The organism is Halovibrio salipaludis (genome assembly GCF_002286965.1).
GTDB classification, from domain to species: domain Bacteria; phylum Pseudomonadota; class Gammaproteobacteria; order Pseudomonadales; family Oleiphilaceae; genus Halospina; species Halospina salipaludis.
On sequence record NZ_NSKD01000002.1, the window covers coordinates 448,395 to 469,286 of the forward strand.

Consider the following 20,892-nt stretch of genomic DNA (forward strand, 5'->3'; position numbering starts at 1 on the left):
CTCAGGGGTTTACAACAGAATGCAGCAATTTGAGAAATCCGCCAAGCTTGAGAACGTCTGCTACGACATCCGCGGTCCCGTCCAGCAGGAAGCCCACCGGCTCGAGGAGGAAGGTCACCGGATCCTCAAGCTCAACATCGGCAACCCCGGCGCATTCGGGCTGGATATCCCGGAGGAGATCCAGCAGGACGTGGTGCACAACCTGCCCACGGCCCAGGGCTACTGTGACTCCAAGGGGCTGTTCTCCGCGCGCAAGGCGGTGATGCAGTACAGCCAGCAGCTCGGTATCCCGGATGTGGACATTGACGATGTCTTCATCGGCAACGGCGTCAGCGAACTGATCGTCATGGCCACCCAGGCGCTGCTGAACACCGGCGATGAAGTCCTCATTCCGGCACCCGACTACCCGTTGTGGACGGCCGCCACCACCCTCTCCAGCGGCCGGCCCGTGCACTACCGCTGCGACGAGAAGCAGGACTGGTACCCGGACATTGACGACATCCGCGCCAAGATCACCACGCGCACCCGGGCCATCGTCCTGATCAACCCCAACAATCCCACGGGCGCGGTCTACTCCGCCGACCTGCTGGAGCAGGTGATCCGTCTGGCGCGCGAGCACGACCTGGTGGTGCTGGCCGACGAGATCTACGACAAGATCCTGTACGACGGCAACAGGCACATACCGGCCGCCTCCCTGGCGGATGACATCCTGTTCATGACGTTCGGCGGCCTCTCCAAGAACTACCGTGCCGCCGGCTACCGCGCCGGCTGGATGATCATCAGCGGCGCCAAGCATCGCGCCGAGGGCCTGATCGAGGGCATCAACATGCTGGCCTCGATGCGCCTGTGCGCCAATGTGCCGGCCCAGACCGCGATCCAGACCTCGCTGGGTGGCTACCAGTCCATCAACGACCTGGTGGTTTCCGGTGGCCGCCTCTGTGAGCAACGGGACCTGGCCTGGAAGATGCTGAACGACATCCCCGGCGTCAGCTGCGTGAAACCCTCGGGTGCGCTGTACCTATTTCCGCACCTGGACCCGGAGGTCTACCCCATCCGCAGTGACGAACAGATGGTCTACGACCTGCTGCGCCAGGAACAGATGCTGCTGGTGCACGGCTCGGCTTTCAACCTGCCGGACACCCAGCACTTCCGGGTGGTCTTCCTGCCCAGGGTGGACATGCTGGAGGACGCCATCGGCCGTCTCGGCCGTTTCCTGGAGCATTACCGGCAGGACTGAGGGAGAGCGCCCATGGCCGATCTCCACATTGAGGATTTCTACCGGGACACGGCCGCGATCCTGATCCACCTCTACAATCGCTTTCCGCGCAAGGGCGCGGTCTTTGTGGAGGACATCGCGGGCGACGACGAGCCCGACGAATTCGGTCTGCACAGCAACCGCCACATGGCCTGCTTCGGCACCATGCTCTGGCTGGCCGACGAAGGGCTGCTGCGGTACGAGTCCGTTATCGGCCAGGATGCCGTGGACCAGGCCGTGCTCACCGCGGAGTGTTTCAACCGGCTCTCCACCCAGTACCCGGAGGGCGAAGCGGCCAGCGGCAGCGGGCTGATCCGCGAAGCAGGGCTGGCCGTGAACCGCATCCGCGAGTGCATGGCGAACGGAACCTCCACGGAACTGTCGGAAACGGTCCACCGATTCCTCTTCGATCCGCCAGCGCGTCTCTGAACCTTCTGTAATACACGGATTCCGCGCTTGAATCCCGGCCTGAAACCCCCAATATAAAGCGCTGGATAACAGGCCCTGATCCCGGAGAGAACGACCCATGAGAATACTGCTTCTGCTCGCCACCAACCTGGCGGTGATCATTCTCGCCAGTGTCACGCTGCGCCTGCTGGGCTTCGACAGCTATTTCGAGCAGCAGGGGCTGAACTTCACCGCCCTGCTGATCTTTGCCGCGGTGATCGGCTTCGGTGGCTCTTTCGTCTCGCTTCTGATGTCCAAGTGGATTGCGAAGAAATCCACGCGGGCCCGGATTATCGAGAATCCCTCAAACCCGGCGGAGCAGTGGCTGGTTGAGACCGTGCAGCAGATCGCCCGGGAAGCGGGCGTGAAGACGCCCGAAATCGCCATCTTCCCGGCCCAGCAGTCGAACGCGTTCGCCACGGGCTGGAACCGGAACGACGCGCTCGTGGCGGTCAGCGAAGGCATGCTGCAGCGGTTCAACAAGGAAGAGATCCGGGCTGTCCTGGCCCATGAAATGGGGCATGTCGCCAGCGGCGATATGGTGACCCTGGCCCTGATTCAGGGTGTTGTGAACACCTTCGTGATCTTTCTGGCGCGCGTGGTGGGCTCATTCGTTGACCGCGCCGTGTTCAAGAATGACGGCGGCCACGGTATCGGCTTCATCATGGTGACGATCGTTGCCGAGATCGTGCTGGGCATCCTCGCCAGCACCATCGTGTTCTGGTTCTCACGCCGCCGTGAGTTCCGGGCGGATGCCGCCGGTGCCCGCTGGGGCAGCAACGAAGGCATGATCTCGGCGCTCCAGCGGCTCAAGAGCGAAGCGGGCCTGCCCGATGAAATGCCGGACAGCATGCAGGCCTTCGGCATCACCAGTGGCGTGCGTTCCGGGCTGCAGAAGCTCTTCGCCAGCCACCCGCCGCTGGACGAACGCATCGAGGCGCTGCGCAACCGCACCCATCAGTAGATGAGCGTGAAGCCGGCGGCCTCCAGCTGCCGGTTCAGGACCGGATCACCACCCGCTGGCAGATGGTGGAACCCCAACTCCCGGCGCACCGGATAGTCCCTGCGCAGACGGTCAAACGCACTGGCTCTGTCGGCCCGGGAACAGTCGAGGGTCGCACGGAGCTGGTGGGTGTCGCGGCGCGGATCATAGGAGGCCAGCAACGTCTCCTCCAGGGTGGCGGCAAGCGCATCCAGTGTGGCCGGCTCGGGCACCAGGGCTTCCAGGGAGGGCTCCGACCCTACAGCCAGCCAGCGATTCAGGGCCAGGGCCAGCATCACGGTTCCCCGCAGCTTGCCTTCCAGGCTGTAGCCGGCAATGTGGGGCGTGGCGATGCGGACCATCCGTGCGAGTCGCGGATCAACCAGCGGCTCCCCTTCCCAGACATCCAGTGCCGTCCACGGGCCGCCGTCAGCAGCCTCCAGGCGTTCACGCAGGGCGGCGTTGTCCACAACCGCGCCACGCCCCGCGCTGATCAGCACCTGATCCGGCCTCAGGGCCTGGATGCGCCCGGCATCCAGCAGGTGTTCCGTGGGCCAGCCGCCGCCCCGGACCAGTGGCGCATGCAGTGCAATCCGGTCACAGGCAAGCACCTCATCCAGTCCGACCAGCCCCGTGACGCCGTCCTGGGCCAATGGTGGATCGGTTACCCGGGTTTCAATGCCGAGTGCCTGCAGTCGCCTGTGAACACGGCTGCCGACATTGCCGAAACCCACAATCCCGACGGTGCCATCCGTCAGAGCCTGCCCCCGTTCAACGGCGGCCAGTGCCAGCACGGCCAGCACGTAATCGGCAACCGCCTCGGCATTGCAGCCCGGCGCCGAGGCCCAGGCAATGCCCTGCTGCTCAAGCCAGTGGGTGTCCAGATGATCCGTGCCGATGGTGGCCGTGCCCACCCAGCGCACGGGCGTTCCCGCCAGAAGCGCCCCGTCGACACGGGTAACGGAACGCACCAGGAGAACGTCCACATCCTGAAGATCGGCCTGGCGGATGGAGCGCCCCGGCAGGGTCCGGATCTCACCGGAACCACCGAAGCAGGCCGGCAGCGCGGGAATATTCTCGTCCGCCAGGATGCGCAGGCCGCTCATCCGGAGGCGTCTTCTTCCCGGCGCTGGCTGCGATTGCGATTACGCTGGCGCCCGGGCTTGCCGTCTCCGCCCTCCGAATGCTCAGGCTCAGCCTTTTTTGCCGGTTCCGGCAGCGGCACCATCAGCGGGTCCGGTGGGCGTACAAAACTCAGTGACTGGTTCAGGTAGTTCTCCAGATCCGGGAGCACAAAGCTGTCATCCTCACCGGCCAGGGTGACCGAGGTTCCGGAGGCACCAGCCCTGCCGGTGCGCCCGATCCGGTGCACGTAATCCTCGGGATTGTCGGGCAGGTTGAAGTTGAACACGTGGGAGACGTCTTCCACATGGATGCCGCGGGCCGCCACATCCGTGGCCACCAGCACCCGGACATCCCCTTCCTTGAAGCGGTTGAGGGTACTGATGCGCTTGTTCTGCGGAATCTCCCCGGACAGCAGCGCCGAATGCACCCCGTGAGCGCGCAGCTTCGCCTCCAGATCCCGGGTCTGGTCCCGCCGGTTGGCGAACACGATGGCGCGGCTGACCTCGTCCCGCTGGAGGAAATTGATCAGCACCATTTCCTTGTCGGAATCGCTGACCGTGAAGAAAATCTGTTCGACCCGTTCAGCCGCCTTGCTTTCCGGCTCGATCTCGATGAATTCCGCGTTCTCACTCCACATGGCGGCCAGGTTGAGAACATCCTGGTTGAAGGTGGCACTGAACAGCACGGTCTGGCGTGCGGACTTCGGGGTGCAGTGCCGGATGATCTTCTTCACGTCCGGGATGAAGCCCATGTCGAGCATCCGGTCCGCCTCGTCCAGGATCAGGAGGTCAAGCTGATCCAGGAAGACGTCCTTGCTGCCCAGGAAATCCAGCAGTCTCCCCGGGGTCGCCACCAGGATATCAATGGCTTCATTGCGGATCTGCCTGCGCTGGCGGTCGTAGTTCATACCGCCCACAGTGGTGACCACGTTATGGCCGCTGTGACGGGTCAGCGCTTCCGCGTCCCGGGCGATCTGCATCGCCAGCTCACGGGTCGGTGCCAGTGCCAGAACCCGGGGCTCACTGGCATAGCGCTGCTCAAAGGGAATGGGGTTCTCCAGCAGACGCTGGATGGCACTGATCAGGAAGGCGGCGGTCTTGCCGGTGCCGGTCTGGGCCTGGCCGATGAGGTCCAGCCCTTTCAGGGTCTTCGGCAGCGCCTCGCCCTGGATGCCGGTGCAATGCTCAAAACCAAGCTCATCAATAGCGCGCTGCAACCGCTCATCCAGCTTGAAATCCCGGAATCGGGGCTGCGGCGGCGCCTCCTGATTTTCCTGGCCCTGGTTATCCTCCTGGCCTTTTTCCGCCTTCTCTGGCTCTGTTTCCGCAGGGGTTTCGGCCTGGTTGTTCATTGAACCTCCTCTGATCCAATCAGTTGGGCCCGGGTGAAGGTGTAGCCCTGGAAATAGTGCCGGGTGCCGTAAAAGGCCTGCAATGCGTCCAGAAACCGGGCGGCCCTGGGGGGCATGGCCTCATCCAGGCAGCGCCGCACCTCGGCATGCACCCTTTCGGCAAAGCGGTCCCTCTGCCCGGGCACCTCACCGGCCAGGTTGTCCATGCTCAGATGGAAACGGCGGCCCGCGGCCACCGTGAACAGCCACTCCAGGGCCTGGGGCCTGGCCTCGACCTGCTCAAACATGGCCTGGCTATCCCCGTCACGACCATCGGGTTCATACCAGTAACCATAGTCGTAGAGCTGACGGCGACGATGGCCGGCTATGCACCAGTGGCTGACCTCATGCAGGGCACTGGCGTAGAAACCATGGGCAAATACTATCCGATTCCACCGGCACTCGCCATCGGCCGGCAGGTACTCGGGTTCCTCCCCACCGGGTACCAGAATGGTGGCGTGGCTGGGCTGGAAAAGGCCGTTGAACAGCCGTACTAGATCCGCGTAGGAATCCGGAAGAGGGTCACCTGACATCATGGCGCCAGTCTAGGGATTGTGCCGCAACCTTCAAGCATTCGTTATAATAGGCGCGCTCAGCCCACTTCCGAGCCATAGGAGTCACCATCATCCTGACGCGTCTGCTGATCCTGCTGCTCGCTCTCGTCGGCCCGGCCGCTGCCCAGTCACCCTTTTCCAACGGCAGCGGCGGTGACTTTCCTCCGGTCGAGGAAGCTTTTCCGTTCACTGCCTGGGCGGAAGACGGTGAGCTCGTCCTGAACTGGGATGTGACACCGGAGTACTACCTCTACGAGGACCGCATCAGCATCGAGACCGAACCGGCGGATGCCCTGGCGCTGCCCCCGCGGTTCAGCATTGACAGCGAGATCAAGGACGATCCCTATTTCGGCAAGACCCCCGTCTTCTACGAGCCAGTCAGTGCCAGCCTGAGCCCCACCGAGGGTGATGGAGACGGCCCCATCCGTGTCACCGTGGAATGGCAGGGGTGTGCCGAGGCCGGCCTGTGCTACACGCCGCAGACAGAGACGCTGCGCTATAACCCCGCCGACGGCAGCGTGATGTATCCGGCACCGGAGCAGGACACCGCCTCCAGTGCCTCAGGGGGCAGCGACAGTTCTTCCCCCTCCGGCGGCGATGACGGCCGGTGGCGCGGCGGCAGCCTGGAGACACTGCTGAGCAGCGACTCCCTGCTTTGGGCCATGCTGGTGTTCTACGGCCTGGGGCTGGGGCTGACCTTCACACCCTGCGTGCTGCCCATGATCCCGATCGTCTCGGCGGTTGTCGCCGGCCAGCGCCAGCTCAACACTCTGCAGGCCTTCTACCTCTCCCTGGCCTATGTGCTGGGTATGGCATTGACCTATGCCGCGGCCGGCGTGCTGGTGGGCCTGCTCGGCGCCTCCTTCAACATCCAGGCCCACCTCCAGGCCCCCTGGGTGCTGGCGCTCTTTGCCGGGCTGTTCACGCTGCTGGCACTGGCCATGTTCGGCGTTTTCGAGATCCGCCTTCCACAGCGCGTCATGAACCGCCTCACGCGCCAGAGCGAGCGCCTAAGTGGCGGCAATGTGGCTGGCGTGGCGGGCATAGGCGCCCTCTCCGCCCTGATCGTCTCCCCCTGCGTCACGGCACCGCTCGCCGCCGCCCTGGTCTATCTGAGTGCCACCCAGAACGCGACCATGGGCGGGCTGGCACTCTTCGCCCTGGCCCTTGGCATGGGTACGCCGCTGATCCTGGTGGGTACCGGGGGACGGCGCTTCATGCCGCAGCCCGGCCCCTGGATGAACCGCATCAAGGCGGCTTTCGGCATCCTCATGCTGGCTGTCGCCATCTGGCTGCTGGAACGGGTGATCCCCGGCCCGGCCGCACTGGTGCTCTGGGCCCTGCTGCTGGCGGTAACCGGGGTCCAGCTGGGCGCCTTTGAGCCCCTGGGAGAAGGCTGGCCGCGCACCCGCAAGGGCATTGGCGTGGTGCTGGTCCTGGTGGCGGCCATGCTGCTGGCCGGGGCCATGGCCGGGGCGAGTGACCCACTGCGGCCTCTGGAGCCCTTCCATGCCGGGTCCGGGAGTGGCGGGGCCGGTCTGCCGGAAGAGCCGTTTGAACGGGTTTCCGAGGCCGGGCGCATCGAAGCCCGCCTTGAACAGGCGGCCGAGGCCGGCAAGCCGGTAATCCTGGATTTCTACGCGGACTGGTGCATCAGCTGCAAGGTGATGGAACGCCAGGTATTCGATACCGAGCCGGTCCTGGAAGCCATGAAGGGCTTCGAGCGCCTCCAGGTGGATGTAACGGACAACACGGCCGCCGACCAGGCCCTGCTCGACCGTTTCAACCTTTTCGGCCCGCCCACCCTGCTGTTCTTCAACGCCCAGGGAGAGGAGCTCAAGCAGGCGCGCATCCTTGGCGAAATGGACCAGGACGAGTTCCTCGAGCACCTTGAGCGTGTCCGCGAGCGGACAGGCGTCTGAGCGTGGCCGGTTTCAGCCTGCGCTCACCCCTGCACCGGGGCGCCGCCTGTGTTCTTGCCGGTGAGCTCCTGCTCGCCCTGATGGGGGCGCAGGTCAAGGCACTGGCCCCGGAGCTCGACAACACCATGCTGGTGTTTGCGCGCAACGCGCTGGGGCTCAGCATCATTCTGCCCATCATGCTCTGGCGTCAGGGGCCGGACTGTCTGCGCACGACCAACCTGCGTTTCCATGTGGTCCGGGGTGTGGTGGGTGTGTCCGCCATGTACTGCTATTTCTTCAGCCTGGGCGGACTGGCGCTGACCGAGGCGGTACTGCTCAAGCTCACATCCCCCTTCTTCATCCCTCTGATCGCCTTCCTCTGGCTGGGAGAGCGCACGTCACTCTGGGCCCTGATGACCATTGTGCTGGGATTCTGCGGGGTGGTGGTCCTGCTGCAGCCCGGTCATGCCGGCATGCAGGACGTACTCTTCGTGACGGCTGGGGTTTCGGGGGCGGTGCTGGGTGGCACGGCCAAGGTCGCGATCCGCCGCATGGGCACGCGCGAGCCCAGTGCGCGCATCGTGGTCTACTTCGGCATCGTGGCAACCACGGTCTCGGCACCGGCTGCCCTTCTGAACTGGGAGTGGCCGACCCTGTGGCAGTGGCTCGGGCTGGTTTCCATCGCCGCCTGCGCCACGGCGGCCCAGATGCTGATCACCACCGCCTACCGCATAGCACCGGCTGGCCGTATCGGCCAGTTCACCTATTCGTCGGTGGTTTTCGCGGCCCTGCTTGGCTGGCTGATCTGGTCCGAGCCGTTCACCCTCAACCAGGCCATCGGCTGCGTGTTCATCGTCGGGGCGGGGTTGCTGAACATGCGCCGCTGATACCGTTCAGACGGTGCGCTCGATCCAGTAGGTGTACTGCTCCTCGCCCGCTTCCTCCTCGACCAGACGATGGCCGAGGAACTGGCAGAAACGCGGAATGTCACGCTGCGTGGACGGATCCGTGGCGATCACCCGCAGCACCCCGTTAACCGGCACATCCGCAATGCGGTTATGCAGCATCATGACCGGCTCCGGGCAGACCAGACCGGTGGCATCAAGGGTTGCATCGTACTCCCGGGTCAATGGCGGAACCTCCGTACACGCGTTTGCCGAATTTTCTGCCAGAATTAGGGTAAGGATACCATATTCAGAGGTAACCGCATGAGTAACAGGGAGCTTTCGGGGAGAGAACAATCATGATCCGTGTCATCATCGAGCGCTACATCGCTGAAGCCATGGAGAGCACCTATGACGCCCAGGCCCGCCAGGCCCTGCGCAATGCTGTTGAGATTCCCGGGTTCATTTCCGGCGAATCCCTCAAGGATGAGTACAACTCCCGTCACCGGGTGATCCTCTCAACCTGGCGCTCCACCGCGGACTGGTACCGCTGGTACGATTCCACGGAACGGCGGGAGAAGATCAATCGTATCCGGCCGTTGCTGGAATCCGATGAGCGCATCACGGTGCTGGAATACGCGGTGCCTACCGGGAACGTGTGAGCGGCGCCACGCAGCAGGTGATCTCTTCCCGGTCGTGATACAGGTGAGCGGCCCTGACCGTCAGGTCCGCGCCGCTGGCGGCGATGCTTTCCTCCAGGCGCGCCCTGTACTCCTGCCAGCACGCCCAGCGCTGCTTCATGGGCAGCTTCAGGTTGAACACCGCCAGCCGGCACAGCCGGTTCTCAAGCCACTCCGCCATCAGCTCCACGACCCGGGCAGGCCGATCCACAATATCGCAGACCAGCCAGTCCACCGGGTGCGCCGGCCGCCAGCTGAAGGCATCCTCCGTCCTGTGGGTCACCAGCCCGGAGGCCATCAACGCCTCGTCCATGGGCCCATTGTCCACCGCGGTCACGGCCAGCCCACGCTGCACCAGCTGCCACGTCCAGCCACCCGGCGCGGCGCCCAGGTCCACCGCCGTCATGCCATGCCGCAGCACACGCTCGCGCTCATCCGTGGTGAAGAACCGGTGCAGGGCCTCCTCCAGTTTCAGCGTTGAGCGGCTGGGGGCCGTACCCGGCATCCGAAGCCGCGGGACACCTTCGTGAAAGGCCGATGACAGGGCTGGATCACGGCGCGCAAGCAGGGCCCGACTGAAATCCGGAAGCAGGATCTCCAGACCCGGTGCGCCAGCATCCTCCTCGGGGTTGCCCTGAAGGATACCCGCGCCGCGCAGCGCTTTCGCCAGAGGGCTGGTCCACTTGCGGGCAAAGCGCGGCAGCGCCTCTTCGGTCTCCCCCAGGGGCACATGCACATCCACGCGCCCAAAGGGCCCGGTTTCCCCGGCATCACGCAGCCCCTCGAGAACGGCACCAACACGATCCTCGCCCGGGAGCGGGTCCACCAAACCGATGCCGGAATACCAGTCCCGCACGAACACCAGGTTGCTCAACGACACCGCCCGCATGACCGGTTCCGCGACCTGGCCGGGCAGCTCAAAGCGTATCCAGCCGGCGGCTTCCGGAACGAAAAACCCATAGCCGCCAACCTCCGCAGCGCGGCTGACCAGCTCCTGCCCCGCATCCGCCTCAAAGCCGGGGCGGCACAGCGCCCGGATCACACCCGTTCCAGTCATTACCTGTCCGTCTCCGTTGCCGTCACGAAAGCCCGCGCACTCTCCGCAGCGGCCGCAAGGACCCGGTCCGGATCCAGGCCGCTGCGACGCGTGGGCATCAGTTCATGGTCGCCATCGTCCACCCACTCCAGATGCACTGGTCCCGGAAATGGCAGACGTGACTCCAGCTCGCTCCGCTTTCCGAAAGGATCCCGCTCACCCTGTGCGATCCACAGGGGCCGCTCAAGTTCCGCAAAGTGATCCGTCCGCCACTGTTCGGGCCTGCGTGGTGGATGGAAGGGGTAGCCGAACACCAGGGCACCGGACACGGGGTCCGGGCGCTGCTCCGGCGTCAGCAGCATGGAGGCCGTACGGCCCCCGAGGGATCGCCCGCCGATCCAGAGGTGGTCCGCATCCGGCTCCCGGCACCCAATTTCTTCGATGGCTTCTCGCCAGTACTGGAGCAGAACAGGAGGACGATCCGGTGGACGCCGCTTGCCTGTGGTACGACGCTGCGCCATGAACGGAAACTCGAACCGCCGGACACGGAAGCCCGCCGACGCCAACGCGGCGGCGAGCCGATCCATGGGCACGGAATCAGCAGGCGCGCCGGATCCGTGGGCGAGAACCAGAACCGGGCCCTGTTCGCCATTACAGAGTATATCCAAAGGCACTACCGCATTAAGGTTTTGACATATATCATTGAGCACCGGCGCTGCGTTGCCTACGCTGCGCGTACCCTCCAAACAGTCCCGGAAGAGCCGAACATGGAAACACAGACATCCGCGGAAACCTACAACTACCGGGTGGTCAGGCAGTTTGCCATAGCCTCGCTGGTATGGGGTATCGTCGGAATGGGACTGGGCGTGTTCATCGCGGCCCAGATGTTCCTTCCCCAGCTGAACTTTGACCTGCCCTGGACAAGCTTCGGGCGCCTGCGCCCGCTGCACACCAATGCGGTCATCTTTGCCTTTGCTGGTAGTGCCCTGTTCGCCACCTCGTACTACGTGGTGCAGCGTACCTCCCAGTCGAGGCTGATCTCGGACGAGGCTGCCGCCTTTACGTTCTGGGGATGGCAGGCCGTGATCGTTCTGGTCGCCATCACGCTGCCGCTGGGCTACACCACTACCAAGGAATACGCTGAGCCCGAGTGGCCCATCAATATCCTGATCGCGGTGGTCTGGCTGACCTACGCCTACGTGTTCTTCGGCACCATCGCACGGCGCCGGGTCAAGCACATCTATGTGGCCAACTGGTTCTACGGCGCCTTCATCATCACGATTGCCATCCTGCACGTGGTGAACAACCTGGCGATTCCGGTGGGCTGGTTTGAGTCCTACTCCATTTTCCCCGGTACGATCGACGCCATGGTTCAGTGGTGGTACGGGCACAATGCCGTGGGCTTCTATCTGACCGCGGGGTTCCTGGGCATGATGTACTACTTCGTGCCCAAGCAGGCCAACCGGCCGATCTACTCCTATCGACTCTCAATCGTGCATTTCTGGGCACTGATCGCGACCTATGTCTGGGCCGGCGGCCACCATCTTCACTACACCCCGCTGCCGGAGTGGGCCCAGACCGCTTCCATGATCATGTCCCTGATCCTGCTGGCACCGAGCTGGGGCGGTATGATCAACGGCATCATGACCCTGTCCGGCGCCTGGTATAAGCTGCGCACGGATCCGATCCTCCGCTTCCTGATTGTCGCTGTTTCCTTCTATGGTATGGCCACCTTCGAAGGGCCGCTGATGTCCATCCGCACCGTGAACGCGCTGTCACACAGCACGGACTGGACCGTAGGGCACGTACACTCGGGGGCCCTGGGTTGGGTTGCCATGATCAGCTTTGGCGCGCTCTATCACCTGTTCCCGCGTCTCTACGGTCTCAAGTCAATGTTCAGCATCCCGCTGATCAACCTCCACTTCTGGCTCGCGACCATTGGCGTGGTGCTCTATACCGTTTCCATGTGGATCAACGGTCTACTCCAGGGTCTGATGTGGCGCGCCGTGAATGACGACGGCACGCTCACCTACAGCTTCGTTGAGGCCGTTGAGGCCAGTTACCCGGGCTATGTGGTGCGCTTCATTGGCGGCGCCTTTTTCCTGGGCGGCGTTCTGGTGATGGCCTACAACGTATGGCGCACTGTTGGTCAGAGCGAGACTGGCGCACTTGATGATTCCACTGACGCAGTGCAGGGGGCCAACGCATGAGTCACGAGAAAGTTGAAAAGCACCTGGGTCTGTTGATCGGGCTGATCATTGTTGTGGTCAGCCTCGGGGGACTGGCGGAAATTGTGCCCCTGTTCTTCGACAAACAGGTCAACGAACCCGTGGAAGGCCTGGAGCCTCTGAGCGCCGTGGAACTGGAAGGCCGTGATATCTATATCCGCGAGGGCTGCCATGTGTGTCACACGCAGAAGGTCCGCCCCTTCCGGGCCGAAACCGAACGCTATGGCCATTACTCCGTTGCCGGCGAACAGGTCTATGAACACCCCTTCCTCTGGGGTTCAAAGCGCACCGGCCCCGACCTGGCTCGGGTAGGCGGACGCTACTCGGATTCCTGGCACCGCCTGCACCTTTACGATCCGCGGATGGTGGTTCCGGAATCCAACATGCCGGCCTATCCCTGGCTGTTCGACCAGAAGGTGGACCCGACCCAGACCGCCCGCAAAATGCGTGCGCTGCGCACACTGGGTGTCCCCTACACCGACGAGCAGATCAAGAACGCCGAGGAGAATGTGCGGGGAACCTTCGAGATCCAGGCGCTGATCGCCTATCTGCAGCAGCTTGGTACAGCGATTCCGGAACAGAGGTAACGGTATGGCTTGGGAGACACTGCTCAGTCAGTTCAAGGGGCTTCACACTTTATTGATGATCGCCCTTTTTATCGGCATCTGCATCTGGGCATTCAGCCCATCCCGGCAGCGGGAAAACGAAAAGGCCGCGCATCTGGTATTCGAGGACGAAGACATGGAAGCGCGCACCATCGAACAGCAACGGAGAGACAACCACAATGAGTAGTTTCTGGAGCATCTGGATCAGCGCACTGATCCTGCTTGTGGTCTTTGGGTGCTGGTGGCTCCTCTGGATCGTGCGCCGCAACCAACCAACGGACAAGGTTGAAAACCGGAGTGTTGGTCATGAGGTCGACGGCATTGAAGAGCTGGACAACCCACTGCCCAAGTGGTGGTACTGGATGTTCATCGGGCTGATCCTGTTCTCGCTGCTCTATCTGGCACTCTATCCCGGACTGGGCAACTACCAGGGGCTGTTGGGCTGGAGCCAGACCAAGGCCTGGGAACAGGAGATGGAACGTGCCCGTGAGGAGTACGGTCCGCTTTTCGCACAGTACGCCGAGACGGATGTCCCCGAACTGGCACGCGATGGCGAGGCCATGCAGGCCGCCCAGCGCCTGTTCTCCAACAACTGTGCTACCTGCCACGGCTCTGCCGGGCGCGGCGGCTATGGCTTCCCCAACCTCACTGACGACGACTGGATCTGGGGCGGCAGTGTCGATGCCATCAAGCACACACTGACCAACGGTCGCCAGGCGAACATGCCGGCACGTGGCGTCAACCCGAACCTGAGCAATGACCAGCTCGGCGACATTACCGAGTACGTGCTGTCGCTCAACGACCGCAGCGGCGTGGATGAGGCGGCCGCCGAAAGGGGCGAGCCACTGTTCGCCCAGGCCTGCTCCACCTGTCACGGCAAAGATGGCACGGGTAACCAGAGCATGGGCGCCCCCAACCTGACCAATGACACCTGGCTCTACGGCGGGGACCGCGACACCATCATGGAGACCCTGCAGTACGGCCGTAATGGGCACATGCCGGCCCAGAACCAGCTGTCCGAGGACCAGATCCACCTTCTGACCGCCTATGTCTATCGGCTGTCGGGCCAGCACCGGAATAATGAAGGAGCGGAATGAACGAGATACCCGTCCGCCAGGTTGACGCCGGTCCCAACCCGGACCGGATCTACGTCCGCAGCACCACCGGTTTCTACCAGAAGCTGCGGACCGTCACTCTCTGGACGCTCATGGGTCTCTATTTCACCGCCTGCTGGATCCACATCAACGGGCGGCCCCTGGTCCACTTCGACCTGCCGGAACGCCAGTTCCATCTCCTGGGGGCCACCTTCTGGCCCCAGGACTTCTTCATTCTCACGCTGCTGCTGATCATCGCTGCGTTCGGACTGTTTTTCGTCACCACCCTTTTCGGCCGCATCTGGTGCGGGTTCACCTGCCCCCAGACCGCCTGGACCTTCATCTTCATGTGGATCGAGGAAAAGGTGGAGGGCAGCCGCAACCAGCGCATGAAGCTCGACCGTAAGGGCGCTCTCGGCCAGTGGCTGCCCCGCAAGATCGTCAAGCACGGCCTCTGGCTGGGCATTGGATTCTGGACGGGGGTTACCTTCGTTGGCTACTTCTACCCCATCCGCGAACTCGTACCGGACCTGTTCACATTCAGCGTGAGCACCGGCTGGGCGGTATTCTGGATCGGCTTTTTCTCGGTGGCGACCTACCTCAATGCGGGTTGGATGAGGGAAAAGGTCTGCCTCTACGTCTGCCCTTACGCGCGCTTTCAAAGTGTCATGTTCTCGCCTGACACTCGCACGGTCACTTATGACGCCAACAGGGGCGAGCCCCGTGGTCCCAGAAAAAAGGATTCTGACCCTTCCGAGCTCGGCTTGGGGGACTGCATTGACTGCAACATCTGCGTGCAGGTCTGCCCCACCGGCATCGACATCCGCAATGGCATGCAGTACGAGTGCCTCGACTGCGGTCTCTGCGTGGATGCCTGCAACCAGGTCATGGACCGCATGGGCTATGAACGGGGACTGATCCGCTACGCCACCGAACGCGAAGTCGAGGGCGCCCCGAGACGCCGCTTCCAGCCCCGGACGCTGGGGTACGGCCTGGGCATGGCACTGCTTCTGGGCACCATGGCGACACTGCTCATGCAGCGCGATACACTGGACATTGAGGTAACCCGCGACCGGGGTGGGCTGTATCAGACCGGACCGGATGCCACCATTGAGAACTCCTACAGCATCAAGCTCAGCAACCGCGTCAACGAGCCGCGCGCACTCAGCGTGCGGGTCAGTGGCCCGGAGGGAACGCATCTGCTTGAGCCCATCCGGATGGAACTGAGCCCACTGGATTCACGCTCCCTTCCGGCTGTGGTGAGAATCCCACGCCAGGAGCTTGAGGGAATGAGCACGCCGGTCACCTTTGAAGTCATCGCCGAGGGCTCTGAAGCGCGCAACAGCGCTGAAACCGCCTTCATCGGCCCCAGACCCTGAACACCGGAACCACCATGACAGACGACGACACCAATCGCCCCTGGTACCGCGAGCCCTGGCCCTGGGTCCTGATCGCGATCCCGGGGATCACCATCCTCTGGAGCATCTTTCTGATCCTGTTTTCCATGGAACAGCATGTCTCGATGGTGGAGGACGACTATTACGATGAGGGCATGGGAATCAACCGCGAGCTTTCCCGGGATATCGAGGCCGCCAACCTCGGCCTGAGCGGGCGTGTCAGCTTCACCGACGGGGAACGGCTGGATATCCTGCTGGAGTCCCCGGAACGGCGGAACTGGGAGCGCCTGGAGGTCGAGCTCACCCATGCCACGCTCGGCGACCGTGACCAGACCACCATCGCCCAGCGTGTCGGGGAAGGCCGCTACCGTGCCCGCATTCAGCCCCTCAGTGACGGGCGCTGGTACATCGATATCCGCAACACCGGCAATGACTGGCGGCTGCGTGGCGCGCTCAAAACCCCACTGGAAGAACCACTTACCCTGCAGCCCATCCGGGAGGCCCGTCAGCAATGACGGCGTCCGCCGGCGCCTGCTTCCACTGCCAGGAACCCCTGCCGGAAACACCCCCCGTCACCGGCGACATCGCCGGCCGGACCGAGGCGTTCTGCTGTGAGGGCTGTCTCGCGGTCTCGCGCATCATCCGCAACGAGGGGCTCGACCGCTTCTACCAGCAGATTGACGGCCCCATCACCACGCCGGACCCGGTTGACGACCGGGTCCGTGCCGAGTGCCTGCACTACAACGACCGCCAGCTCCTCGACGAGGTTGTGCATGCCCGGGATGACGGGCTCCACGAGACCTGGCTGATGATCGACGGTCTCAGCTGTGCCGCCTGCATCTGGCTGATCGAGCATCACCTGGCCGGCTTTGAGGGGCTTGAGTCCATCCGCATCAACCACAGCACCCAGCGCGCCCACCTGGTCTGGCACCCTCAGGTCACCGGGTTGGGCAACCTCCTGCTGGGGATCCGCGAACTGGGGTTCCAGGCGTCTCCTTTCCGCCCCGGCGAGTGGGAGGAACGGATACGGACCCAGCAGAAACAGGCCATGATCCGGATCGGAATCGCGGGCATTGCAGCCCTCCAGACCATGATGTTGGCCTATCCGCTCCAGTTCGGGCTCAGCACCGAATCCGACCCGGCCATGGTCCAGCTGTTCCGCTGGGCCAGTCTGGTCATCGCCACACCGGTGGTGCTCTACAGCGCCGTTCCCTTTTTCCAGGCAGCAGTCCGGGACCTCCGGCACCGTCATCCGGGCATGGATGTGCCCGTGTCCATCGCCATCCTGGCCGGCTACCTGGCGAGCGTCCACGTAACCCTCTTTGGCGGCGAACATGTCTATTTCGAATCCATCTCGATGTTCACCTTCTTCCTCGGCCTAGGGCGATTTCTCGAGGGCCGCGCCCGCTACCGGGCGGGCCTGGAAAACCTGTCACTGATCAATGCCATGCCCGGCACGGCACTGCGCATCGATGGGGACAGCGAGACCGTGGTGCGCGCCCGCGACCTGAACCCCGGTGACCGTATCCGCATACGGCCGGGCGATACCCTGGCCGCGGATGGCCGTGTGGCCAGCGGCCAATCCGCACTGGATGAATCCATGCTGACCGGGGAATCGTTGCCAGTCTCCCGGGGACCGGGCGAGCCGGTCTCGGCGGGCACGGTGAACACCGAACACCCCCTGGAGGTGATCGTGGACCAGGCCGGGGACAACACCCGGCTTTCCGCCATCACCCGGCTTCTGGACCGGGCCCAGGCCGAGAAACCCCGGACCCAGCAGCTGGCGGACCGCGTTGCCGGTATTTTTGTCACCGCGGTTCTGGCAGCTGCCACGGCCACCTTTCTGGTCTGGTGGTTCCTGGACCCCGCGCGGGCCTTTCCGATCACACTGGCGGTTCTGGTCGCCACCTGCCCCTGCGCCCTGTCGCTGGCCACGCCGACGGCGCTGACCGTGGCAACCAACCGGCTGCGCCGGGCCGGCTTCGTTCCCACGAGAGGTTCCACCCTGGAGACGCTCAACACGGTGGACACCCTGGTGTTCGACAAGACCGGCACCCTTACCCGGGGCCAGCTCAGTATTGCCTCTGTTACACCGTCGTCCGGCATTTCCGAGTCGCACTGCCGGGCGCTGGCAGCCGGTCTGGAACGCGGCTCAGAGCATCCCATCGCACGGGCCTTCCGGGAGGAACCGGCAGCAGCCATCAGCGAGCGGGAGAACCATCCCGGCGGCGGCGTCACCGGCTTCCACGAGGGCCGCAAACTGGCCCTGGGCCGCGAGGATTTCGTGGCTGCGGAACTCGACCTGCCCCCTGCGCCGGAAACCGATGACGATGCCGCCCTGGCTGTTCACCTGGCCAGCGAGGCAGGCTGGCTGGGGCGCATCACCCTGGATGATACGCTGCGCGAGGACGCCCAGCCGGTGCTGGCAGCACTGCGCGCCCGGGGCTGGCACTGTGTGCTCCTCAGTGGTGATCATTCCGGCCAGGTGGCAAGGGTCGCCGGGGCGCTCGGCATCGACCGGTATGAAGGGCGGCTGTCACCGGAGGCCAAACTGGAGCGCATCCGCGCCCTGGAGGCGGAGGGTAACCGGGTGATGATGGTGGGTGACGGACTCAACGACCTGCCCGGCCTGGCGGGAGCCCGACTGTCCGTGGCCATGGCCGGCAGCAGTGATATCGCCCGCCTGCAGGCGGATGCCGTGGTTCTGGGTGAGCGGCTCTGGCCGCTGATGGAAGCGCTGAAGGTCGCTCCCATGGCACGCCGGGTCATCCGCCAGAACCTGACCCTGTCGCTGTTGTACAATGCGGCGATCCTGCCTCTGGCAATGGTGGGTCTGGTGATCCCATGGATCGCGGCCGCGGGCATGTCCGCCAGCTCGGTGGCTGTGGTGATGAATGCGCTGCGTCTGGGAGGAATGAAGCCCGATGGCAATACTCTACATACTGATTCCGCTGTCACTGATCCTGCTGGCGATCGCCGTCCGGGTACTCATCTGGGCAGTGCGCAACGACCAGTTCGATGACCTGGAAGGGCCGGCCCATCAGATCCTTTTCGATGACGACGAGGACCGGATTCCCCCGGAAGCCCGACAGCATACCGAACAGACCAGTTGCCAGCGTGACAGGAACGATCCGGAATGACTGATGCTCTCATCACCACCCTGGGTTCAGCGTTCCTCATCGGGTTCCTGGGCAGCACCCACTGCCTGGGCATGTGCGGCGGCATCGCCAGCTCACTCAGCCTGGCCCTGCCTGTGGGCCCGGGTTACCGGCGCCGTCAGCTGTCACTGCTGGCGGGATACAATCTCGGGCGGATCCTGAGTTACAGCCTGATCGGGCTGATCGCGGGCCTGCCCGGTGCACTGTTGACCGAAGGCGTGCCCGGCGCCGGCATGGTCCTGCGCACCCTGGCCGGTGTTGTACTGATCCTTCTGGGCCTGGCCGTGGGTCAGTGGTGGCAGGGCATCATGAGCCTGGAGCGCATCGGCGCGCCACTGTGGCAGCGGCTCTCTCCCCTGACCCAGCGCTTCATGCCCGTTGACCGCCTGAGCCGTGCCCTGCCACTCGGGCTGCTCTGGGGCTGGCTGCCCTGTGGCCTGGTCTACAGCACCCTGGCCTGGGCCCTGACCCAGGGAGATGCGGTTCTCTCCGGTCTGCTGATGTTCAGCTTCGGTCTGGGCACTGTGCCGGCAATGGTGGCCACCGGCCTGCTGGCCAGCCGCATTACCCGGCTGCGCCAGTCCACGGCCTTCCGCCGGGTTACAGGCCTGGCACTGATCGTTTTCGGTCTCTGGACCATCCCCTGGATCCAGCATCTGATTCTTTCCCACTGAGGCGGGGTTTGACCGATATCAACAGGTCCAGCCCCCGGCTGCGTTAGGCTGTGTGCAGCACAGAACCTGCCGTCGGAGGACACCATGGCTTCGGAACGCATCAACCTCCTATGGGATCCGGATCTGATCGCACGCTACGATCTGTCAGGCCCCCGTTACACGTCCTACCCGACGGCGCTGGCCTTCAGCGAAGACTTCAACGGCGAGGCCTACGAGCGGACCCTTGAACGGAGCCGTGCCTCGGGCGCGCCGCTCTCACTCTATCTGCACATCCCGTTCTGCGCGCACCTGTGCTACTACTGCGCCTGCAACAAGATCGTGACCCGCAAACGGGACCGGGCGACTCCTTACCTGGAACGGCTGCACCAGGAGATCGCCATGCGCTCCCGGCAGTTCGGCGGCCAGGAACGACCGGCGACCCAGCTCCACTGGGGCGGCGGCACGCCCACTTTCATCAGCCACGATGAAATGCGCGAACTGATGGGCGTGCTGCGCCAGCACTTCCAGTTGGCGGACGACGACAGCGGCGACCATTCCATTGAGATTGATCCCCGCGAGTGCGGCCCTGAAACCCTGGAAGTCCTGCGCTCCATCGGGTTCAACCGCATCAGCCTGGGTGTCCAGGACTTCAACCCGACCGTCCAGAAGGCGGTGAACCGGATCCAGCCCCGAGAGATGGTGGCCAACCGCATTGTCACTGCCCGGAATCTGGGCTTCCGTTCCATCAACATGGATCTCATCTACGGGCTTCCCCACCAGACCCGGGAGACATTCCATGAAACCCTGGAACAGGTGCTGGAGCTGTCGCCGGATCGGCTGTCGGTGTTCAACTACGCCCACCTGCCCGACCGCTTCATGCCCCAGCAGCGCATCCGCGAAGAGGATCTGCCCTCCCCGGCGGAAAAACTCCGCATCCTTGAGGACACCATCAACCGGCTGCTTGAGGCCGGCTACGTGTACATCGGCATGGATCATTTCGCCAAACCCGATGACACACTGGCCATCGCCCAGCGCAACGGGGAACTGCACCGGAATTTCCAGGGCTACACCACCCACGGCGAATGCGACCTGATCGGCATGGGCGTTTCCGCCATCAGCCAGGCCGCCGACAGCTACTTCCAGAACCATCACGATGAAGCCGCCTGGAACCTGCAGCTGGATTTCAACCGCACGCCCCTGAAAAAGGGCTATGAGCTCAGTGACGACGACCGCATGCGCCGCGCCGTCATCATGGAGCTGATCTGTCACTTCTCGCTGGACAAGCAGGCCTTCGCGGCCGCGTGGGGGGAGGCTTTTGATCAGGTGTTTGCCGATACCCTGCCGGCACGCCAGACCATGGTGGAAGACGGCCTGATTGAAGAGGATGGGCAGCGGCTGACGGTACGCACACCCGGCCGCCTTCTGATCCGGGCCATCTGCCAGCTGTTCGATGCCGGCGCCCAGCAGGCGCAGACCGGGCGCTACTCACGGATCATCTGAACC

22 protein-coding genes are annotated in these 20,892 nt (G+C 64.0%); 16 read left to right on the forward strand and 6 right to left on the reverse strand.

Translation table 11 applies throughout. The features are described 5' to 3' along the window. Positions 1-19: 19 nt before the first annotated feature. The 3 genes from CK501_RS06810 (at position 20) to htpX (ending at position 2,666) form a co-directional block, all read left to right on the forward strand. Positions 20-1,237 (forward strand): pyridoxal phosphate-dependent aminotransferase, encoded by a 1,218-nt coding sequence (locus tag CK501_RS06810; RefSeq protein WP_095616984.1) that lies wholly within the window; start codon positions 20-22, stop codon positions 1,235-1,237. A 12-nt stretch (positions 1,238-1,249) separates the two neighbouring features. Next, positions 1,250-1,684 carry a hypothetical protein gene (locus CK501_RS06815; protein WP_095616985.1) on the forward strand — a complete coding sequence of 145 codons (435 nt, stop codon included), beginning with the start codon at positions 1,250-1,252 and terminating at the stop codon, positions 1,682-1,684. Positions 1,685-1,781: 97 nt separating this feature from the next. Then, positions 1,782-2,666 carry a protease HtpX gene (gene htpX, locus CK501_RS06820; protein ID WP_095616986.1) on the forward strand — a complete coding sequence of 295 codons (885 nt, stop codon included), beginning with the start codon at positions 1,782-1,784 and terminating at the stop codon, positions 2,664-2,666. Here htpX and CK501_RS06825 read toward each other — a convergent pair. The 3 genes from CK501_RS06825 to CK501_RS06835 are packed head-to-tail and all read right to left on the reverse strand — an operon-like array spanning position 2,660 to position 5,735. Continuing rightward, a complete protein-coding gene (locus CK501_RS06825; RefSeq protein WP_198949421.1) occupies positions 2,660-3,790 on the reverse strand; it encodes a 4-phosphoerythronate dehydrogenase in 1,131 nt (376 codons plus the stop codon). The two genes, htpX and CK501_RS06825, sit on opposite strands and share 7 nt — an antisense overlap. Next, a complete protein-coding gene (locus tag CK501_RS06830; RefSeq protein WP_095616987.1) occupies positions 3,787-5,160 on the reverse strand; it encodes a DEAD/DEAH box helicase in 1,374 nt (457 codons plus the stop codon). Before CK501_RS06830 ends, CK501_RS06825 begins: the two co-directional genes overlap by 4 nt. Further along, positions 5,157-5,735, reverse strand: a complete 579-nt coding sequence (locus tag CK501_RS06835; protein WP_233128856.1) for an elongation factor P hydroxylase — start codon at positions 5,733-5,735, stop codon at positions 5,157-5,159. Before CK501_RS06835 ends, CK501_RS06830 begins: the two co-directional genes overlap by 4 nt. A gap of 107 nt (positions 5,736-5,842) precedes the next feature. On the opposite strand from CK501_RS06835, the gene dsbD reads away from it, so the two are divergent. Continuing rightward, the gene (gene dsbD, locus CK501_RS06840; protein WP_269844186.1) at positions 5,843-7,675 is read left to right on the forward strand and encodes a protein-disulfide reductase DsbD; all 1,833 of its coding nucleotides are present in this window, start codon (positions 5,843-5,845) and stop codon (positions 7,673-7,675) included. Positions 7,676-7,677: 2 nt separating this feature from the next. Continuing rightward, positions 7,678-8,541 carry a DMT family transporter gene (locus CK501_RS06845; RefSeq protein WP_198949422.1) on the forward strand — a complete coding sequence of 288 codons (864 nt, stop codon included), beginning with the start codon at positions 7,678-7,680 and terminating at the stop codon, positions 8,539-8,541. Between the two features lie 6 nt (positions 8,542-8,547). On the opposite strand, the gene tusA is transcribed toward CK501_RS06845, so the two are convergent. Next, positions 8,548-8,784 (reverse strand): sulfurtransferase TusA, encoded by a 237-nt coding sequence (tusA, locus tag CK501_RS06850; protein ID WP_095616989.1) that lies wholly within the window; start codon positions 8,782-8,784, stop codon positions 8,548-8,550. 113 nt (positions 8,785-8,897) lie between these two features. Between tusA and CK501_RS06855 the strand changes: the two genes are divergently transcribed. After that, a complete protein-coding gene (locus CK501_RS06855; protein WP_095616990.1) occupies positions 8,898-9,200 on the forward strand; it encodes an antibiotic biosynthesis monooxygenase family protein in 303 nt (100 codons plus the stop codon). Here CK501_RS06855 and rlmM read toward each other — a convergent pair. Beyond that, positions 9,184-10,275 (reverse strand): 23S rRNA (cytidine(2498)-2'-O)-methyltransferase RlmM, encoded by a 1,092-nt coding sequence (rlmM, locus tag CK501_RS06860; RefSeq protein WP_095616991.1) that lies wholly within the window; start codon positions 10,273-10,275, stop codon positions 9,184-9,186. The two genes, CK501_RS06855 and rlmM, sit on opposite strands and share 17 nt — an antisense overlap. Then, entirely contained in the window at positions 10,275-10,922 is a 648-nt protein-coding gene (locus tag CK501_RS06865) for an alpha/beta family hydrolase (protein WP_143421401.1), read from the reverse strand. The genes rlmM and CK501_RS06865 overlap by 1 nt, the downstream gene beginning before the upstream one ends. Before the next feature lie 99 nt (positions 10,923-11,021). Between CK501_RS06865 and ccoN the strand changes: the two genes are divergently transcribed. The 10 genes from ccoN (at position 11,022) to hemN (ending at position 20,889) form a co-directional block, all read left to right on the forward strand. Then, positions 11,022-12,464: a cytochrome-c oxidase, cbb3-type subunit I gene (gene ccoN, locus CK501_RS06870; RefSeq protein ID WP_095617169.1), complete on the forward strand. Its 1,443-nt coding sequence runs from the start codon at positions 11,022-11,024 to the stop codon at positions 12,462-12,464. Further along, a complete protein-coding gene (gene ccoO / locus CK501_RS06875; protein WP_095616993.1) occupies positions 12,461-13,069 on the forward strand; it encodes a cytochrome-c oxidase, cbb3-type subunit II in 609 nt (202 codons plus the stop codon). Before ccoN ends, ccoO begins: the two co-directional genes overlap by 4 nt. A 4-nt stretch (positions 13,070-13,073) precedes the next feature. Then, entirely contained in the window at positions 13,074-13,274 is a 201-nt protein-coding gene (locus tag CK501_RS06880) for a cbb3-type cytochrome oxidase subunit 3 (protein ID WP_095616994.1), read from the forward strand. Further along, the gene (ccoP, locus tag CK501_RS06885; RefSeq protein ID WP_095616995.1) at positions 13,267-14,184 is read left to right on the forward strand and encodes a cytochrome-c oxidase, cbb3-type subunit III; all 918 of its coding nucleotides are present in this window, start codon (positions 13,267-13,269) and stop codon (positions 14,182-14,184) included. The genes CK501_RS06880 and ccoP overlap by 8 nt, the downstream gene beginning before the upstream one ends. Beyond that, positions 14,181-15,560, forward strand: coding sequence for a cytochrome c oxidase accessory protein CcoG (ccoG, locus tag CK501_RS06890; protein WP_095616996.1), 1,380 nt, complete (start codon positions 14,181-14,183; stop codon positions 15,558-15,560). The genes ccoP and ccoG overlap by 4 nt, the downstream gene beginning before the upstream one ends. 14 nt (positions 15,561-15,574) lie before the next feature. After that, a complete protein-coding gene (locus CK501_RS06895; protein WP_095616997.1) occupies positions 15,575-16,093 on the forward strand; it encodes a FixH family protein in 519 nt (172 codons plus the stop codon). Then, positions 16,090-18,600, forward strand: a complete 2,511-nt coding sequence (locus CK501_RS06900; RefSeq protein WP_095616998.1) for a heavy metal translocating P-type ATPase — start codon at positions 16,090-16,092, stop codon at positions 18,598-18,600. Before CK501_RS06895 ends, CK501_RS06900 begins: the two co-directional genes overlap by 4 nt. Continuing rightward, positions 18,503-18,718, forward strand: coding sequence for a cbb3-type cytochrome oxidase assembly protein CcoS (gene ccoS / locus CK501_RS06905; protein ID WP_095617170.1), 216 nt, complete (start codon positions 18,503-18,505; stop codon positions 18,716-18,718). The genes CK501_RS06900 and ccoS overlap by 98 nt, the downstream gene beginning before the upstream one ends. Next, positions 18,715-19,410 (forward strand): sulfite exporter TauE/SafE family protein, encoded by a 696-nt coding sequence (locus CK501_RS06910; RefSeq protein ID WP_095616999.1) that lies wholly within the window; start codon positions 18,715-18,717, stop codon positions 19,408-19,410. The genes ccoS and CK501_RS06910 overlap by 4 nt, the downstream gene beginning before the upstream one ends. 84 nt (positions 19,411-19,494) lie before the next feature. Continuing rightward, complete coding sequence (gene hemN, locus CK501_RS06915) at positions 19,495-20,889, forward strand: oxygen-independent coproporphyrinogen III oxidase (protein WP_095617000.1); 1,395 nt, start codon at positions 19,495-19,497, stop codon at positions 20,887-20,889. The last annotated feature ends 3 nt before the right edge of the window (positions 20,890-20,892 follow it).

Coding starts and splice junctions, on each gene's coding strand:
- CK501_RS06830 (WP_095616987.1), bottom strand. CDS start 5,160: ATGAACAACCAGGCCGAAACCCCTGCGGAAACAGAGCCAGAGAAGGCG.
- CK501_RS06835 (WP_233128856.1), bottom strand. CDS start 5,735: ATGATGTCAGGTGACCCTCTTCCGGATTCCTACGCGGATCTAGTACGG.
- CK501_RS06880 (WP_095616994.1), top strand. CDS start 13,074: ATGGCTTGGGAGACACTGCTCAGTCAGTTCAAGGGGCTTCACACTTTA.
- CK501_RS06810 (WP_095616984.1), top strand. CDS start 20: ATGCAGCAATTTGAGAAATCCGCCAAGCTTGAGAACGTCTGCTACGAC.
- CK501_RS06910 (WP_095616999.1), top strand. CDS start 18,715: ATGACTGATGCTCTCATCACCACCCTGGGTTCAGCGTTCCTCATCGGG.
- ccoG (WP_095616996.1), top strand. CDS start 14,181: ATGAACGAGATACCCGTCCGCCAGGTTGACGCCGGTCCCAACCCGGAC.
- ccoP (WP_095616995.1), top strand. CDS start 13,267: ATGAGTAGTTTCTGGAGCATCTGGATCAGCGCACTGATCCTGCTTGTG.
- ccoO (WP_095616993.1), top strand. CDS start 12,461: ATGAGTCACGAGAAAGTTGAAAAGCACCTGGGTCTGTTGATCGGGCTG.
- ccoN (WP_095617169.1), top strand. CDS start 11,022: ATGGAAACACAGACATCCGCGGAAACCTACAACTACCGGGTGGTCAGG.
- htpX (WP_095616986.1), top strand. CDS start 1,782: ATGAGAATACTGCTTCTGCTCGCCACCAACCTGGCGGTGATCATTCTC.
- CK501_RS06855 (WP_095616990.1), top strand. CDS start 8,898: ATGATCCGTGTCATCATCGAGCGCTACATCGCTGAAGCCATGGAGAGC.
- CK501_RS06895 (WP_095616997.1), top strand. CDS start 15,575: ATGACAGACGACGACACCAATCGCCCCTGGTACCGCGAGCCCTGGCCC.
- CK501_RS06815 (WP_095616985.1), top strand. CDS start 1,250: ATGGCCGATCTCCACATTGAGGATTTCTACCGGGACACGGCCGCGATC.
- CK501_RS06900 (WP_095616998.1), top strand. CDS start 16,090: ATGACGGCGTCCGCCGGCGCCTGCTTCCACTGCCAGGAACCCCTGCCG.
- hemN (WP_095617000.1), top strand. CDS start 19,495: ATGGCTTCGGAACGCATCAACCTCCTATGGGATCCGGATCTGATCGCA.
- CK501_RS06825 (WP_198949421.1), bottom strand. CDS start 3,790: ATGAGCGGCCTGCGCATCCTGGCGGACGAGAATATTCCCGCGCTGCCG.
- ccoS (WP_095617170.1), top strand. CDS start 18,503: ATGGCAATACTCTACATACTGATTCCGCTGTCACTGATCCTGCTGGCG.
- rlmM (WP_095616991.1), bottom strand. CDS start 10,275: ATGACTGGAACGGGTGTGATCCGGGCGCTGTGCCGCCCCGGCTTTGAG.